The organism is Desulfosporosinus fructosivorans (genome assembly GCF_004766045.1).
GTDB classification, from domain to species: domain Bacteria; phylum Bacillota; class Desulfitobacteriia; order Desulfitobacteriales; family Desulfitobacteriaceae; genus Desulfosporosinus; species Desulfosporosinus fructosivorans.
Map to the genome: position 1 here is coordinate 735,199 of NZ_SPQQ01000003.1, position 16,446 is coordinate 751,644.

Annotated in this window: 10 protein-coding genes; 7 read left to right on the top strand and 3 right to left on the bottom strand. The window is 44.0% G+C overall.

The window, feature by feature from the left end:
- The first annotated feature begins 415 nt into the window (after window positions 1-415).
- Window positions 416-2,068 (top strand): long-chain-fatty-acid--CoA ligase, encoded by a 1,653-nt coding sequence (locus E4K67_RS11590; RefSeq protein WP_135546723.1) that lies wholly within the window; start codon window positions 416-418, stop codon window positions 2,066-2,068.
- A 126-nt stretch (window positions 2,069-2,194) separates the two neighbouring features.
- Window positions 2,195-3,838 carry an AMP-binding protein gene (locus tag E4K67_RS11595; RefSeq protein ID WP_135546725.1) on the top strand — a complete coding sequence of 548 codons (1,644 nt, stop codon included), beginning with the start codon at window positions 2,195-2,197 and terminating at the stop codon, window positions 3,836-3,838.
- Window positions 3,839-4,103: 265 nt separating this feature from the next.
- Here the strand turns inward: E4K67_RS11595 and E4K67_RS11600 are convergent, their stop codons facing one another.
- The gene (locus E4K67_RS11600) at window positions 4,104-4,352 is read right to left on the bottom strand and encodes a hypothetical protein (protein ID WP_206752192.1); all 249 of its coding nucleotides are present in this window, start codon (window positions 4,350-4,352) and stop codon (window positions 4,104-4,106) included.
- Window positions 4,353-4,605: 253 nt separating this feature from the next.
- Here E4K67_RS11600 and E4K67_RS11605 point away from each other — a divergent pair, with 253 nt between their 5' ends.
- The 5 genes from E4K67_RS11605 to E4K67_RS11625 all read left to right on the top strand — a co-directional run bounded on the left by E4K67_RS11605 (window position 4,606) and on the right by E4K67_RS11625 (window position 12,946).
- Window positions 4,606-7,176, top strand: a complete 2,571-nt coding sequence (locus E4K67_RS11605; RefSeq protein WP_135546729.1) for a molybdopterin-dependent oxidoreductase — start codon at window positions 4,606-4,608, stop codon at window positions 7,174-7,176.
- Window positions 7,173-7,859, top strand: coding sequence for a 4Fe-4S dicluster domain-containing protein (locus tag E4K67_RS11610; protein WP_135546731.1), 687 nt, complete (start codon window positions 7,173-7,175; stop codon window positions 7,857-7,859). The genes E4K67_RS11605 and E4K67_RS11610 overlap by 4 nt, the downstream gene beginning before the upstream one ends.
- Before the next feature lie 12 nt (window positions 7,860-7,871).
- Window positions 7,872-9,188, top strand: coding sequence for an NrfD/PsrC family molybdoenzyme membrane anchor subunit (gene nrfD / locus E4K67_RS11615; protein WP_135546733.1), 1,317 nt, complete (start codon window positions 7,872-7,874; stop codon window positions 9,186-9,188).
- A gap of 387 nt (window positions 9,189-9,575) precedes the next feature.
- Complete coding sequence (gene hcp, locus E4K67_RS11620; protein ID WP_135546734.1) at window positions 9,576-11,219, top strand: hydroxylamine reductase; 1,644 nt, start codon at window positions 9,576-9,578, stop codon at window positions 11,217-11,219.
- Window positions 11,220-11,545: 326 nt separating this feature from the next.
- On the top strand, window positions 11,546-12,946 hold the full coding sequence (locus tag E4K67_RS11625; RefSeq protein ID WP_135546736.1) for a C4-dicarboxylate ABC transporter: 1,401 nt from the start codon (window positions 11,546-11,548) through the stop codon (window positions 12,944-12,946).
- Between the two features lie 91 nt (window positions 12,947-13,037).
- Here E4K67_RS11625 and ilvA read toward each other — a convergent pair whose 3' ends face one another.
- Together ilvA and E4K67_RS11635 are read right to left on the bottom strand one after the other, a co-directional pair.
- Window positions 13,038-14,285, bottom strand: a complete 1,248-nt coding sequence (ilvA, locus tag E4K67_RS11630) for a threonine ammonia-lyase IlvA (protein WP_135546738.1) — start codon at window positions 14,283-14,285, stop codon at window positions 13,038-13,040.
- Between the two features lie 342 nt (window positions 14,286-14,627).
- Window positions 14,628-16,289 carry an ATP-binding protein gene (locus tag E4K67_RS11635; RefSeq protein WP_135546740.1) on the bottom strand — a complete coding sequence of 554 codons (1,662 nt, stop codon included), beginning with the start codon at window positions 16,287-16,289 and terminating at the stop codon, window positions 14,628-14,630.
- Between the last annotated feature and the right edge of the window lie 157 nt (window positions 16,290-16,446).

A 16,446-nucleotide genomic window follows, 5' to 3' on the forward strand; every position in this document is an offset into this window, starting at 1 on the left:
TTCCACCGATGGGTGTGTGTTTTACATACTAAAACCTCATAATAAATTGTTCTTTTGTATTATTTCCATACAGGTGAAATCTCACCCTGCGGATTGTTTTACTAGTTCACAAACGTGCTCTTTGAGCCGTGGCCAGCGTACTCCTGGAACAAAACAAAATTCCCCTTACCTTCTGCACAACTGGCGTGATTATTGCATATAAAAAACCAATATGTTTGAATATTTAGATAAAAGGCGGGGCTGGTTTTTCCTAGATTGCTGTAAGGCAATAAAATTAACGTGATTCGGAGGTGGAATGAACTGCTTATGAGACCTGTGTAGAGGTGAACAGAAGGAACTGATGACAACTTGGACTGATAACATTGAAAGTGATAGACCGCCGCTTGTGCTGGGAAAGTGTAAAGGAGGAACTTGTATGAAGAAAAAGGAAAGACCCTGGTTGAAAAGCTATCCCACCAATGTTCGGTATCATATTGATTATCCTTATAGAACACTTGGGCAAATGTTGGATGATACAGTTGCCAAAATGCCAGATACACTTGCGATGATATTTGGGGATCAGAAGATTACTTATCGGCAGTTTGGGAGTCGAGTCGACCGTTTTGCGGGTGCACTACAGGATATCGGTATTCTAAGAGGAGAACGAGTGGGACTGATGGGTCCGAATTGTCCCCAGTGGGAAATTGCCTTCTTTGCCTTGCTGAAACTTGGCGCAATTGTGGTGCAAACAAACCCGATGTATATTGAACGAGAAATAGCGTACCAAATGAACGACTCCGGTGCGAAAACCATCATCGTTCTTGAAATGTTATATCCTAGGGTACGGAATATCTTGGAGGAAACCTCCTTGGAACGGGTAGTTGTATTCAACTTTATGTCACCTGTTGAGCCGGCAGAAGGCTTGTATTCCTACGATGAACTGATCAAGCATGAACCGGTTTATAACAGAGTATCCATTAATCCCATCGAAGATCTCGCCGTCTTGCAGTATACGGGTGGAACGACGGGTGTATCTAAAGGGGTTATGCTAACACATCATAATTTAATTGCTAATACCCTTCAAGTTCAGGAATGGGACCCTAACAAGGAGTATGGTAAGGAAAGGATTCTCACGATCCTACCGGTATTTCATGTATATGGCATGACTGATTGTATGAATTATGCCGTGTCTCTTGCGGCTACACAGATAATTTTGCCACGCTTTGACGTAGATCAAGTGCTGGAAACCATACGCCTCCATAAGCCGACCTTCTTCCCGGGCGCGCCAACTATGTTTATGGCTATGAATAGTCATCCCCGGATCGCTGAATATCGTGAGAGTTTAGTTGCGATCAAATCCTGTACGAGCGGCTCAGCGCCGTTGCCCTTAGAAGTGGCCCAAAAATTTCTTGAAGTGACACATGGCGAAGGGGTTTTGGTCGAGGGATATGGTTTATCTGAAGCCTCGCCAGTCACACATTGCAACCCACTCGATCGTCCTACTCGTGCCGGTTCTATTGGTTTGCCGCTTCCAGATACTGATTATGTCATGATGGATTTGGAGACGGGCGATCGAGAAATCCCCTTCGGTGAAATAGGGGAACTTTGTGTTCGGGGTCCTCAAGTCATGAGAGGGTATTGGGAAAAGCACCTAGAGACAGCTGAAACCTTGCGCAATGGCTGGTTGCATACCGGCGACATTGGAAGAATGGACGAAGATGGGTTTTGTTATATTATCGACCGCAAGAAGGACATCATCATTGCCGGGGGCTTCAACATCTATCCACGGGATATTGAGGAGATTCTGTATGAACATCCTAAGGTTAGAGAAGTTGTCGTAGCAGGGGTTCCAGATCACTACCGTGGAGAAACGGTCAAGGCCTATATTGTTCTGAAGCCCAATACCGAGGCCAATGAGAAGGAATTTATCGCATTTTGCAAGACCAGGATGGCTGCTTTTAAAGTCCCTCGTCACGTGGAGTTCAGAGACGAATTGCCTAGGACGATTGTCGGAAAAGTCTTACGTCGCAAGCTGGTAGAAGAGGAAAAGGCGAAACTCCAGACGGCGGCCACTACGGAATCCGTTTAAGCAGCCAATAACTATGCCCTTTAAAATCAGAAAATTCATAATAGAATGAATATGCAGCGCCTTACATCTGAGGCTTCACACCTTAGAGGGTATGGTTTGGTGTCATTATGTTGAGGAGGTAGTTAGATGGAGAACTGTAGACATAAGTGTTGGCCTCAAGATTTGTCTCCTGAGCTCTCCTATCGGCAAGGGCAAAAGCCATTGCACGAGTATTTGCGGGACAACGCTAACTTGAATCCAGAGAAGGTCGCGATCATCTGGTATGGGAGAAAGATTACCTATCGAGAATTGAACGATCTCAGCGAGCGGTTTGCAGCTTTCTTAACAATCTCTGGGGTTAAGAAAGGAGATCATGTAGCACTTTTTCTCACCAATAGTCCTCAATATTTTATTGCTCATTATGGAATCCAGAAGATCGGGGCAATTGTGGGACCGTGCAGCCCTTTGTTTAAGGAATGGGAATTAGAGTACCAACTCAACGACATGGAAGCCAAAGTAATCGTGGCAGCGGACGGACTCTATGATATTGTCATGAAGATTCAGCCGAAGACACAAATCGACATAGTTATTCTTACTAATTATGGAGATCTTCTGCCAGCTAAGCCTACCTTCAATGTGCCAGCAGAGATTTGCCATCCGAAGCTCATCATCCCGCCAGGTGTTCACGATATGATGACAGTGATCAATGATCAGGAAATTTCTGTTCCTTTCGTGAACCTTAACATGAAGGACGTTAGTCTCCTGATCTATACTTCAGGTACAACTGGTCAACCGAAGGGCGCTATGCTTAGTTATGAAAACGCTCTCTTTAAAACCGCAGCAGTAGCCCAAAATAGCAAAATATGGGTGGAAGATGTCTTACTAACCGTGGTGCCCCTTTACCATATCGCAGGGATGCTGTTGGGGCTCAATTGCCCTATATATTCCAACGCCAGCATGGTGCTATTGTATCGGTTTGATCCAGTCGCGGTTTTGCAGGCCATCGAACGTTACAAATGTACATGGTGGTATAGTGTAGTCCCTATGAATCTCGCGATTATGCAGGTACCGAATGCTGGACAGTATGATATATCTTCCTTAAGAACGACTAGGGCTACAAGCTTTGGAATTATCCTAACTCAAGAGATCGCCGAGGCGTGGGCTAAGTTTACCGGAGGGTGTGAAATCTTCGAAGCGGCTTATGGGCTCAGCGAAACCCACACTGCGGATACATTTATGCCCTCGACTTCAGTGAAGTGGGGAACTCAAGGCATTCCTAATTATGAGACAGTTATCCGTATTATTGACCCAGAAACGGGTAAGGAAATGCCTTTTGGAGAGATGGGAGAGATCGTTCTCACTAATCCAGGTGTTTTCCAGGGTTATTGGAAGAAACTAGAGGCCACAAATCAGACGCTTCGTGAGGGGTGGGTATACACCGGAGATATGGGGTGGTTGGACGAAGATGGCTACTTAACCTTCAGCGGACGGTTCAAGGAAATGATCAAAGTATCGGGCTACAGCGTTTTCCCGGAGGAAGTAGAGGCCATGCTAATCCGGCATGAAGCGATTGGGCAAGTGGCGGTAACTGGAGTACCTGATGCTCAGAAAGGCGAAGTAGTCAAGGCTTACGTTGTGCTAAAATCGGAGCTGGGTACACATATCACAGCTCAAGAAATTATAGACTGGGCCAAACAAAAAATGACTTCTTATAAATCACCACGTTATGTAGAGTTTCGGGAGTCCTTGCCGGCCACTGGTGCAGGCAAAGTGCTGCGACGGCTTTTATAAAAAGGGGTTTACGTTGCACAGTGAACCATTGGTTGCGTAAACAAATCGTATAGCAAATGTTGGTACATCGGTACCCCAGCAATTTATTAAAAATGTCATTCCAGTAGTAAAAGAGGCAGGTATCACTGTCGAACAGATTGATACACTTTTGATTAGAATCCTCGGAAGATTGTTTGGTAATTAGAAAAACCAACGACAGGCGATCGCCTGTCGTTGGTTTTGGGTAAAGGGAACGTAAAATATTGGTTGTCTTACTAATTGTAATTTATATGGTAGCTTCTTTGTCGGGCAGTCGACTAAACGACTTCATCTTAGTAGTCAAGAGTAAATTGAGAGTGGCAATAACTGCACCGCAGATAAAGACATATTCATAGCCCAGAACAGTCCAGACAAATCCGCCTAACCACGGCACAAACATGGAGACCATGTGATCAATTGTCATTCCCATCGACAGAGTCGGAGAAACATCCTCGTCGCTTAAAGCGATTTTCTTAAGATATGTTGCCCTGGCCATAGTCACTGAAGCCAGCATTTGATCTAAAACAAACAGAGCACAGATGATATACAGCGTAATTCTCCCTAGACCTAAATTTGCAAGTAAACCTTCTGTAAAGGCATATCCAAGGCAATGACTAGTAAAATAATCACTTTGAATGTGTGACCTAGTTCACAGCACCCGGCCCAGACTTGTGGTGTAATTAGTAGAAGAATCAGATTTGAAATTATCCTAGCTAGTGAAAAGTGTAACAAGTGGAGGTGCCTCAATAATGGAAAGAAAGAACATACAACTTTCGCGTCGACAATTTCTTAAAGCGTCAGCGGCAGCCGGTGTTTTGGCGGGAACCGCCGGTACAGCCTCATTCATTCATAAAGCAGTGGCCTCGCCCAAACAAGTAGATCCGAATATTACATATGTGCGCACGACCTGTTCGCCAAACTGCACCGGAGCCTGCGGTATGAATGCTCTTGTCGAGGATGGTCAAATCAAGTCAATTATCCAAGCTGCAGATTATCCTGAACCGGAATACAATCCCCGCGGTTGTCTAAAAGGACTTTCTATGACCAACCTAATCTATGGTCCAGATCGCTTGAAGACCCCCCTTATTCTAAAAGGGAAGCCTGGCTCTGGAGATTTTAAAGAGGCATCTTGGAACGAGTCGTTAGATTACACAGCAGGACGATTAAAAGAAATTGCCGCTAAATACGGGCCTGAATCCATCGGGGTGCTCTTCCAGGTGGGAGGAACCGGATACGTGCAAAAGGGGGCAGTGAGTAGGTTGGCGACGTTAGCGGGATGGACTATGCATCATGCCTATGACCAAAATGGAGACTTGCCGATGTTTTGGCCGATGACCTTCGGGGTACAGAGTGAAGAACTCGAACCGCGCGAATGGCTTAATTCCCGTTATGTGATGGTCTTTGGTTCTAATATCTTGGCAACACGGATTCCCGATGCTCATTTTCTCCTCGAAGCCAGGAATAATGGCGCGAAGATCATGGTTTTCGACCCTAACTTTAGTCCTACCGCAGCTAAAGCGGATGAATGGATTCCGATCAAGGCCAGCAGCGACGCAGCGGTTGCGTTAGGTATGGCAAGGATATTAATTGAAGAGAAACTCTATGACTCAGACTTTATTAAAACCTTCACAGACCTACCGCTTCTCATTCGTGTCGACAATGGCAAACGCTTAAAAGCTGATGAGGTCAAAGATCTCGTTAAACCTTCTGATATTCCAGCTTATCGGGAAGCCTATGTGGCCTATAATGGTCAGTTCATCGTGGTGCACTCGGAAAAACTCGATCTGCCTTTAGATCTAATGATCGAAGGAGAAGTGGATGTGACCCTGAAAACGGGCGAAATTGTGAAAGCTAAACCAGCGTTCCAACTCCTGAAAGAAAGCCTCACTCAATACACTCCGGAAGAAGTCGAGAAAATAGCGGGAATACCCAAAGACGATCTAGTGCGTATAGCCCGCGAAATGGCGGGAAGCAAACCGCTTCATGTCATCTATGGGGCGGGTAATTATCAGTGGTATCACGGCGATCTGAAGGGACGAGCGCTAGCCTTACTTCCTGTTCTAACCGGGAATATTGGTAAACCAGGAGCGGGGATTTCCACCTATGCGGGTCAGTATAGAATTCGTTTCAAAGTCGCAGAATGGTGGGTTCCGGAAGGCAAAAAGCAAAACTGGCTACCTTTTCTTTATGTTCTTCACGGTCCTACAAAAACCATGAAAGCCAAGTGGCCTAAAAATGGGATTAAAGCCCTCGTAATAGGGTGGGGAAATCCGTTCGACCAGCACAACATGGCCAATAAGCTCCGGGAAATGGTGGAACAAGAGGATTTAGAATTTGTCGTGACCACTGATTTCCAAATGACGACAACCTGCCAGTATAGCCATGCCGTCTTACCTGCCGTGTCTTGGTATGAGAAAACAGATCTTGTGGCCACTCCCGTTCATCCTTACCTACAGTTGCAACAACAGGCGGTAAAACCGATTTATGAAGGACAACCGGAGTTTTGGATCATCAGAGAACTTGCGAAACGGCTAAATCCGGATTTTGAAAAGTACTTTTACCCAGGCCTTGAACCGGATGAGGCAGCGCAGAAAGTCATTGAGCTCTTGCTCAAAACTGGAGGACCTGAGGTTGCCGGTATTACCTTGGAACAGCTACAAAAAGGCCCAGTACGCTTGAAGTCGGAAGTCCCAGGGGGGCGACAAATTCCGTTCTATGACCAAGTCCAACATAAAAAGCCGTTCCCACCGATCAGTCTGCCGGCAAAAATTGAACAAACGGCTCAGTTTGTGAAGAGTGGACGGATAGAGTTTTACAAAGACGAAGATATCATGCTTCAGATGGGCGAGGCGCTCCCGGTCCATAAACCTCCCTTTGAAGAAAGCGAGTATGCTTTAAATCTTCAAACCAGAGAAAAGTATCAGTTTAGCTATGTCACTCGTAATGCTATTTACCGAGTACACTCTACGCATTCCAACAATGTTTGGATGAATGAACTCCAAGAAGGGAAGCCAAGAGTATGGCTCAGTCCTAAGGATGGCAAGGAAAAGGGGATTAAAGAAGGGGATGCCGTAGAAATTTTCAATGATCGTGGTAAAGTCACTGCCTATGCGATTATTGATCCGGGCGTGGGGGTGAAGCAGGCGGTCTTTGAGCAGGGATGGTGGAGCCGCTATACATTTGGGCAATCCTACAACACCTTGACTTATCCGTTCATTAAACCGACCCACGAAATCTACTTTGTTCCCGGCATGTGGGCCCCAAACACAGCCTGGAACGAATGCCTCTGTGATGTGAGAAAGGTGGGTGATGTTTCATGAGACTCGGGATGGTAATTGACCTGGATCGGTGTATCGGTTGTCGATCTTGCGCGGTGGCATGTAAATCTCACAATGCGCAACCGCCGGGGACGTGGTGGAATCGGGTGTTTACCCCAGGGAGTTCTTTTCATCAAGCTGCAGTCGGCAAAGATGGTAGTTTGCAAATGGAATCGTTGCCAGTCTCCTGTCAAATGTGCGATAATCCGCCCTGCCAAAAGGTATGTCCAACTGGGGCTACTTATACCGATGAACGCGGCGTGGTATTGATTGACTACGAACGCTGTATCGGCTGTAGGTACTGTATGGCAGCATGTCCATACGGGGTTCGGCAATTTAACTGGGAAGATCCGAAAGAGGTTAAGGATCGGGTGGGCTATGAATTGGGGTATGAATATGGATACCCAGTTGATTTTCGAGATAAGGATGGAAGGTTAGTTTTCACCCCTAATCGGCCGGCAGGAGTGGTTGAAAAGTGTACCTTCTGCGCGCAGTACATCTCTGATGGAGAACTACCTGCCTGTGTTCAAGGTTGTCCGGGCAAGGTTCGGATTTTCGGAGATCTTGATGATTCAAGCTCCGAAGTAAGTAAACTTATTCGAAAACGGCAAACGGTTCGTCTCAAAGAAGAACTGGGTACATCGCCCAAAGTATTCTATTTGACGCCCGCGAAGCCCATACGCTAGGGGGTGGGTAACATGAAAAAAAGTAATGCCCTGTTGGGCTTGGCGGGTGCTTTAATCCTTATCAGTTTACTCGCCTGGGGATACCAATTATTCAACGGCTTAATCGTCACAAATATGAGAAATCCCTTTAGTTGGGGTTTATACATTGCGACCTTTGCCTTCTTTGTGGGGGTGGCGGCTGGAGGGTTGATTGTATCCTCATCCGTATATCTATTTAATATTGAAGTACTTAAGCCCTTTACACGCATTGCTTCCCTCTCAGCGTTTGCTAGTATTCTAGGTGCGGGAGCCATGATTTTCCCGGATATGGGCCGTGTTGCGCGGGTTTGGATGATTTTCCTACATCCAAATTTAAAGTCCCCGCTAGTTTGGGATGTCGTCGTAATCACAGCTTACCTGATCATCACGTTTTTAAGTGTCTATGTCCAGCTTTTGCCCGATTGGAAAAAGGAAGGCCACGGTTTCTTTAATGGGTGGACGACAAAACGCTCCCAAGAGAACATCGACGCATTCTCTAAAAGATGGTCAAAGCGCGTTGCACTCGTTGGATTACCTGTGGCCATTTTGATTCACACGGTGACCGCCTTGATATTTGCAACCCAAACTTCCAGAGGGTGGTGGAACACGGCGGTGTTGCCTCCGGACTTTGTTTCCGTGGCTATCGCGTCTGGTACAGCCCTCGTTCTAGTGATTTCTCTGCTCGCTGTAGGCAGAGAACAATTCGAACAGTATCGGGGAGCATTTCGGACGATGGCCTTGATTGTTGCCGGCTCCTTAGTTATTCACTTTTTCTTCGTCTCGGTTGACCTTATTGTTCATGGGTGGTCAGGGAACCCTGAAGCTAAAGAAATCCTTCACGTTGTTTTTGGACGGTACGGATTTCTCTATGCGACAGAAATTCTACTCCCAGCCTTCACCATGATCTTCTTCTTCACAGAGAAGGGGAAAAGCAGTTTTTGGGCGCTTATCACAGGAAGCGTACTCCTTTTTATCGGGGTTTTTGCTCATCGAATGATGCTGATGTTCCCTGCCTTTAATGTTATCCCGCTGTCCTTATCCGTACCTGGGGCGGGGATAGAGAGTTGGGCATATCCTGTAGCTTTGGGGCAACTTCGAGAAGGCCTACCAGTGTTTGTCAGTTCGTGGGATTACTCGCCAACGTTGGTGGAGTACGCTGTGGCACTATTACCATTCGGGTTGGTACTCTTCGTTGTGACCGGAGCGTTAAGAATGTATAATTTTGTGCCTAAGAAGCGCGTAGTGAGTTTATGCACTTCAAGGCCAATGAAGCCACACACGGATTTCAATGCTACTTCAGAAAGTGAATGATGAGTAAAGATGTCATAGTGTTCATGGCGCAATAGTATACTCCAAAAGGCCTCCACAATGGAAAAATGATACTATCTCACTTATGTAAAACCGTTGGGAAAAGCCCTTTATTGGATTGAAGGGCTTTTCCAATATTCATAGTTAGAATTTAATATAATATTGTCTAGTTGAACAAAGCATGTTACGACCACTGTTTTTCCATACATATACTCCAAGAATTAACATACTAGAGATCTTTCAGGTATAGTTGCCTCAAGAAGGAGGTGTGATTTATCTCACACCAAAAGAACCGCTACAATCACAGAATCACGAGTGGGATTGATCTATAATAAGTTTAGTGAAGTCGAGTTACTGAAAATTTAAATAAAAAATTAGGGGGAAACAAGAATGAGTATGTTTTGTTATCAGTGTCAGGAAACAGCCAAAGGAACCGGTTGTACAGTTAAAGGGGTTTGCGGAAAACCCGAAAATGTTGCCAAATTGCAAGACCTTCTAATCTACAACTTAAAAGGAATCGCAGTTTACGCGGTTCAAGCGCGTGAACTTGGGATAGTGCGTCCAGATGTTGATAAATTTATCATGGAAAGCCTTTTTAGTACGATTACAAATGCGAACTTTGATGCAAGTCGTTTCGTAGAGCGGATTCAAGACGGTCTTAAACTCCGAGAAGAACTCAAACAAGATGTCATCAAAGCTGGTGGTGTGATTCCAGTAAACCTGAATGATGCAGCAACTTGGACAGCACCTGCTTCTGAGTTCGAAGCGAAAGCGGTTCTGGTTGGCGTCTTAGCAACAGAAAATGAAGATGTTCGCTCACTCAGAGAACTGATCACTTATGGTTTAAAAGGAATCGCTGCTTATGCTGAGCATGCGTATACTCTAGAGTACAAAGAGGCAGGCATCTTCGCCTTCATTGAAAAAGCCTTAGCAGCCACACTGGATGACACGTTAGCGGCTGGTGATCTCGTTGCCCTCACTTTAGAAGCAGGAAAATACGGCGTTGAAGTGATGGCCCTACTCGATAAAGCTAACACCACCTCCTACGGTAATCCAGAACTTACCAAAGTAAATATTGGTGTTCGAAACAACCCAGCTATTCTGATCAGTGGCCACGATTTGAAAGACCTCGAAGAATTGCTCATCCAAACGAAAGGTTCCGGCGTGGATGTCTATACACACGGAGAAATGCTCCCAGCGCACTACTACCCAGCCTTTAAGAAATTTGACAACTTCGTAGGGAACTACGGAAATGCTTGGCATAAACAAGTTAAAGAATTTGAATCCTTTAATGGACCAATCTTCTTAACTACCAACTGTCTCGTTCCACCGAAAGACTCCTATAAGGATCGCGTCTATACCACGGGAGTGGTAGGCTTCGAAGGAGTTAAGCACATCGCAGAGCGCGTAGACGGAAGGCCTAAGGATTTCGCCGCATTGATTGAGCATGCTAAGACTTGCCCATCACCAACGGAAATAGAGACAGGTGAAATTGTTGGCGGATTTGCCCACAATCAAGTTATTGCACTTGCTGACAAAGTCGTCGATGCCGTCAAAACTGGTGCTATTAAGCGTTTCTTCGTCATGGCTGGCTGTGACGGACGCATGAAGAGTCGCGACTATTATGCTGACTTTGCAAAAGCGCTGCCAAAAGACACTGTGATCCTGACGGCAGGGTGTGCAAAATACCAGTACAATAAACTGGACCTTGGAGACATCGGCGGCATTCCAAGGGTTCTCGATGCCGGACAATGTAATGACTCCTATTCCCTGGCTGTGATCGCCCTTAAACTGAAAGAAGTATTTGGACTGGAAGACATCAATCAACTTCCAATCTCCTATAACATTGCTTGGTATGAGCAAAAAGCGGTCATCGTTTTATTGGCTTTACTCTCACTAGGCGTAAAAAATATCCACCTAGGACCGACATTACCAGGCTTCTTGTCCCCCAATGTCGTAAATGTCTTAGTTGAGAACTTCGGCATTGCAGGTATTTCCAGCGTTGAAGAAGATATCAAGCTGTTTATGGCATAATAACGCTCCCCAAGACCCCCTTTACTGAGAGAATTTAGTAAAGGGGGTCTTTCTGTTGTAAATGGGGACGGTGCAAGTTAGGGGGCGGTTCTACGTTCTGCCATTCTAATTGCACCCCCGAAAATACAAAACAAAAGGAGGGAACTTTTTGGAGTTTGCATGCCACATCGAGGAATCAGGGCAAGGTCTTGTTTCGCTAGACCCCTTTGCTATATAATACAGAAGTAGGGCTTGTGGTGAAGTGCAAGTGAGTGCAAGTGGGGACGGTTTTTGACTTGTACAAGTCAAAGACCGTCCCCACTTGCACTCTTGGAAGGAATTTGGTTATGGCAGTATTATCTACCCGCATCCGTAGTGTAATTACTTTTAGTCTGGCGATTGGTTACTTAAGTAACTTGTATATCAAATCTGATTTAATAACAGATCTCAATCTAATTCTTCTGCTCATCGTTATCTCACTCAGTTTGCCTGTTGTCACGGGTTCAGCAAAAGTGATTGGCTATGTATCCTTTGTGTTAAGCATTCTGCTATTATTTATCTATCGTGCTCCGCTAAGCATATGGGAGCAGGCCTTACAAGGGAATCTTTATCTGGTTGTTATGTTTACCACGGTACCGTTGTTAGGTATCCCTCTTCAATACGGGGGGTATTTCGAGTCATTACAAGGTGTATTCAGACGCTACGTTCATACTGATAGCCGTTTTTATCTGTTAGTGAGTTTGATTTCTGCTTTTATCGGAGTATTAGTGAATATGGCGGTTGTACCGCTAGTGCATCAACTTAGTTTAGCTAGCGATAAAAGTTCTAATAAAAAGTTGCTGAGTATGGCCATCTGCAGAGGATTTACCACGTCCATGTTTTGGGCGCCAACGACGGCTACCATAGCTTTGGTAGTACAATTAACCGGTGCCAAATGGCCCGTATTTTTTCCCTTTGGCATTTTATTCGGTTTAATAGCAGGTTTAATTGGATACACCATGATGATCTTGGAAGCAAGAAGAGAAGACAATAGTATTGCTATTGTTGATGCTACACCTGATAATTTTGATGTACGTAAACCCATTGCAGAAATTGATTTGCGTAAAGTTTTAGAGTTGAGCTTTTTTGCAATTACTCTAATAACTCTCATAGTAATTGCGTCCCTTGTAACTGGAATATCAACGATCAACGTGGTTTCCATCGCTTCTTTGATTTTCCCAATCATTTGGCTGGCCCTAATCGGACGATTGCCAATATTGCTCAGAGAGTTCCAAGGGGACTATTTTACTCAAAGGCTCCCAAGATTAAAGAATGAAATTATTCTTTTTGTGGGAGCGGGATTATTCGCAACTAGTATCTCATACTCTCACCTAGGGGGTTATGTGCCGCAATTCCTAAATTTGATCGTGGGCAGTAGCGCTTTGGCGCTTACCATAGTCATTATTTTCGGTAGTCTCATATTGTCGTTTTTGGGTGTTCATCCAATTGTTAGCGTTACCATTCTAGGAGGAACTGTTAAAGCCGCAGCTTATGGTGTGACTCCTACATATATGGCTTTAATTTTAGCCATTAGCTGGGCGATGGGGATATCGGTATCTCCTTCCGCCGCTAATGTTATCGCCATTTCTGGATTAACCGGGCAATCTCCCACCCAGGTCGGATTTCGCTGGAATGGATTATATGTTTTGATTGTATCAACTGTGCTAATTATTGTCCTTACGCTATTTAGAGCACTCGGATTATTATAGTGTGATACACAGAGTAGCCAACTGCTTGCAAGACTTGCTAGCAGTTGGCTACTCTGTGTATGTGGTGCAGATCGAGTTTTGGGTGAAAGAGTTATATTAAAAGATCAAACAATTCTGGGTTTTCATTAATTATGGTATATTGAAAGCCTTTTTTGTCCATTTTAGAGATGAGAATTTGGTAATCTTCTTTCTGGGTGAGCTCAATCCCGACTAGGGTTGGGCCTTTTTCTTTATTGTTAACTTGAGTGTACTCGAACCTCGTAATGTCGTCGTTGGGACCTAGAATATCGACCACAAATTCTTTCAGGGCACCTGGGCGTTGGGGAAAGTTGATAATGAAATAATGTTTGAGTCCTTGATCGAGCAGGGAACGCTCTTTTATTTCCGGAGTTCGTTCAATATCATTATTTCCACCACTGATGATACAGACGACGGTTTTACCTTCAATCTTATCTTTATAGGTATCCAAGGCAGCGATCGAAAGAGCACCTGCTGGCTCGGCAACAATTGCGCTATCATTGTACAGTTCTAAGATTGTGGTGCAGACTTTTCCCTCACTGACAACGATAACATCATCTAAAACGTTTCGACAGATTTCAAAGGTTAGGTCGCCAACTCGCTTTACGGCTGCACCGTCCACAAACTTATCGATCTTGTCCAAGGTAACGACTTCATTTTTATCAAGCGATTGCTTCATACAACAGGCCCCTAGAGGTTCTACTCCGATAATCTGGGTCTTAGGGCTCAAACATCTGATGTATGTGCCAACTCCCGACATCATGCCACCTCCTCCAATGGCTCCAAAAATATAATCCACTGGACTCTCCAAAGCGTTGAGGATTTCGAGAGCGATCGTACCCTGCCCTGCGATAACCAGGGGGTCATCAAAAGGATGAATGAAGTATTTGTTCTCTGCGTCGCAATGTACTTTGGCTTCATAAAAAGCATCATCAAAGGTGTCCCCCGTCAGAACTACTTCGACAAAATCCCCACCAAAACGTTTAACTTGAGAGATCTTTTGTCTAGGGGTGGTAATGGGCATGTATATTCTCCCAGGGATACCTAAGTTTTTACAGGAATAGGCGACACCCTGAGCATGGTTACCAGCGCTGGCACAGACCACACCATTGATTAATTCGGCAGAGGGAATGCTTTGAATCAGGTTATAAGCACCTCGAATCTTAAAAGAACGTACAACCTGTAAATCCTCACGCTTTAGATAAACATTGCAATTGTATTTTTCAGATAGAATGTCATTGCGCTGGAGCGGCGTTTTATTAATGATGCCCTTGAGGGCCTGACCAGCTTTAATGATATCTTCTAAAAGTATTGTCTCCATGTTCTTACCTCTTTCTGATCTGATATTTCTGACGAGAGCCCTCGATTCAAACTAAACTGACTAAGATGTCTATCAGGAAGGAAAGCTCGTTATTATAAAAAGATAATCATTGTATATCATACACTCCTTTATGTCATATTCGCCAATTTTATATGAAGATATTACGATACAATCAAAAGCTACCTCACTTAAGCCCGAGGTAGCTTTTGATTATTCCTCGTACTAGTCAGAAACTATAACTTATGATTATATACTTTCTGGAAGAATAAGTGTAACTAATGCCTAGCATTAGCGCCTGAAGGCCCTGGCCTTAGGCAGATTTTCTTTATAACTTGACGGGTATTAGCATGCATTAAAGCATGCATAAAAGCTACTTCCAGTTGGCCCAGTATCGAAGTTTATTGAAGCATTGTGTCGTGCAGCAATACTATAACAGGTTGCTAAACCTAATCCTGTGCCATTATCTTTGGTAGTGAAGAACGGAGTTCCAATTTTATCAATCACATTTGAAGCTATCCCTTTGCCTTGATCCTTAACGATTAAAACTACCGTATTGTTTTCCATATGAGTTTTAATCGTTAGAATTCCACCAGGAGACATTGCCTCCAGTCCATTACGAACAAGGTTAAGAATGAGTTGCCGCATTTCTTTAGCATCAATTAACAGATTCTCAATCCTATCTAAGTCTAATTTGACATATTTATCGGTAATCATGGCATCAGATTGTATTAAAGGAAATAGGTTTTCGATGATGGAATTTAAGTTTTGAGTTTTTAACTCGATCGGTTTATTTTTGACGAGGGAGAGGAATTCTGTGATTAATGAATTTGCCCTATCAAGTTCACTTACCATGAGGGTAAAAAAATCTATATGGCTTAAGTATTCCTCCTTCTCACTTAGCAACTGTAAAAATCCTCTGACTGTCGTCATAGGGTTTCTGATTTCATGGGCGATGCCTGCAGCCATTTCACCAATCAGGTTTAAACTAGCAAGCCGGGATAGTTCTCGTTGATACTGCCTGAGTTCAGTTATATTTGTTTTTGTCCCTAAAACGCATTGTTCATTGTTAAGCTCAATGACAACTCCAGATAATAAAGACTCAAACATCTCCCCCGATTTTTTATAGCTTTCAATTTCGTGATTAAGAGCAAATCCCCTTTCCGTAAGTTCTTTGTAATATTTAGCACGCTTCTCAAGATCCACCCATAAATTCAGAGCTAATGCAGTGCTCCCAATGAACTCGTCTCTACTATAACCATGTGTGTTTAGACAACATTCATTGGCGTCGATATATTCTCTGCTTTTCAGGGAAGTAATTGTCATTGAAACTGGACTATAATGAAAGACTTTGTAAAAGCGTTCTTCCGATAAACGCAAGGCCTCTTTATGTTGTTGCTGTTCAGTAAGAAAGTTGATCTTCTGAACAGCAATTTCTACTAGATGAGCGGCGGTTGCAATAAATTCAATTTCCTCTTTTCTCCAAATGCGCCGGTGGATAACGTGATTGAAAGTTAAGCAATAATATCCTTGCTCACGAAAAGAAAAGGGATACCATAGGCCACTTTTAATCTGCATAACCTTGTGAAGGAGGTCTCCTGAGCCATCTCGATAGGCATGAGGATTGTAATCATCCACATGACTTTCCTGCCATTGGCGAGTATTTTTCATATGCAAGCTTGCATCTCCAAAAACGTCTAAACTGTAGATAGCCTTAGTTGGTGTAAGATCAGGTGAGTTGGGGTTAAGCCATTCAGATAGACCAATTAGTTGGTGCTTGGCAAAATCAATATCATAGATCAAGGTACGATCAAGGCGTAGCGTTGACCCGATAATTTCCGCCATCGATTCAAGAATAATAGGAGTATCATGATTGCTAATAATTGTTTCAGCAATTAGATTTAGGGCACTGGCAAACGAAAGTTGCTCTTGTAATTGCTCGTGATGGTTACGCGATTCGCGTAATTCGAAAATTAATTGTTTTATTGTTTTATGCTCTTCCCTCATAACAGCCTCCAGCGATAACGTTCTCCATGATAATTTAAAGAGTATTCTTTGTGAATATCATCATATCCTTCAAATATATTGCCAAATATAGTACATTTGTAATTTGTCCCATGAAATACCAGAAAAGCTTATAATAGTGAATTGTATACTTAATATG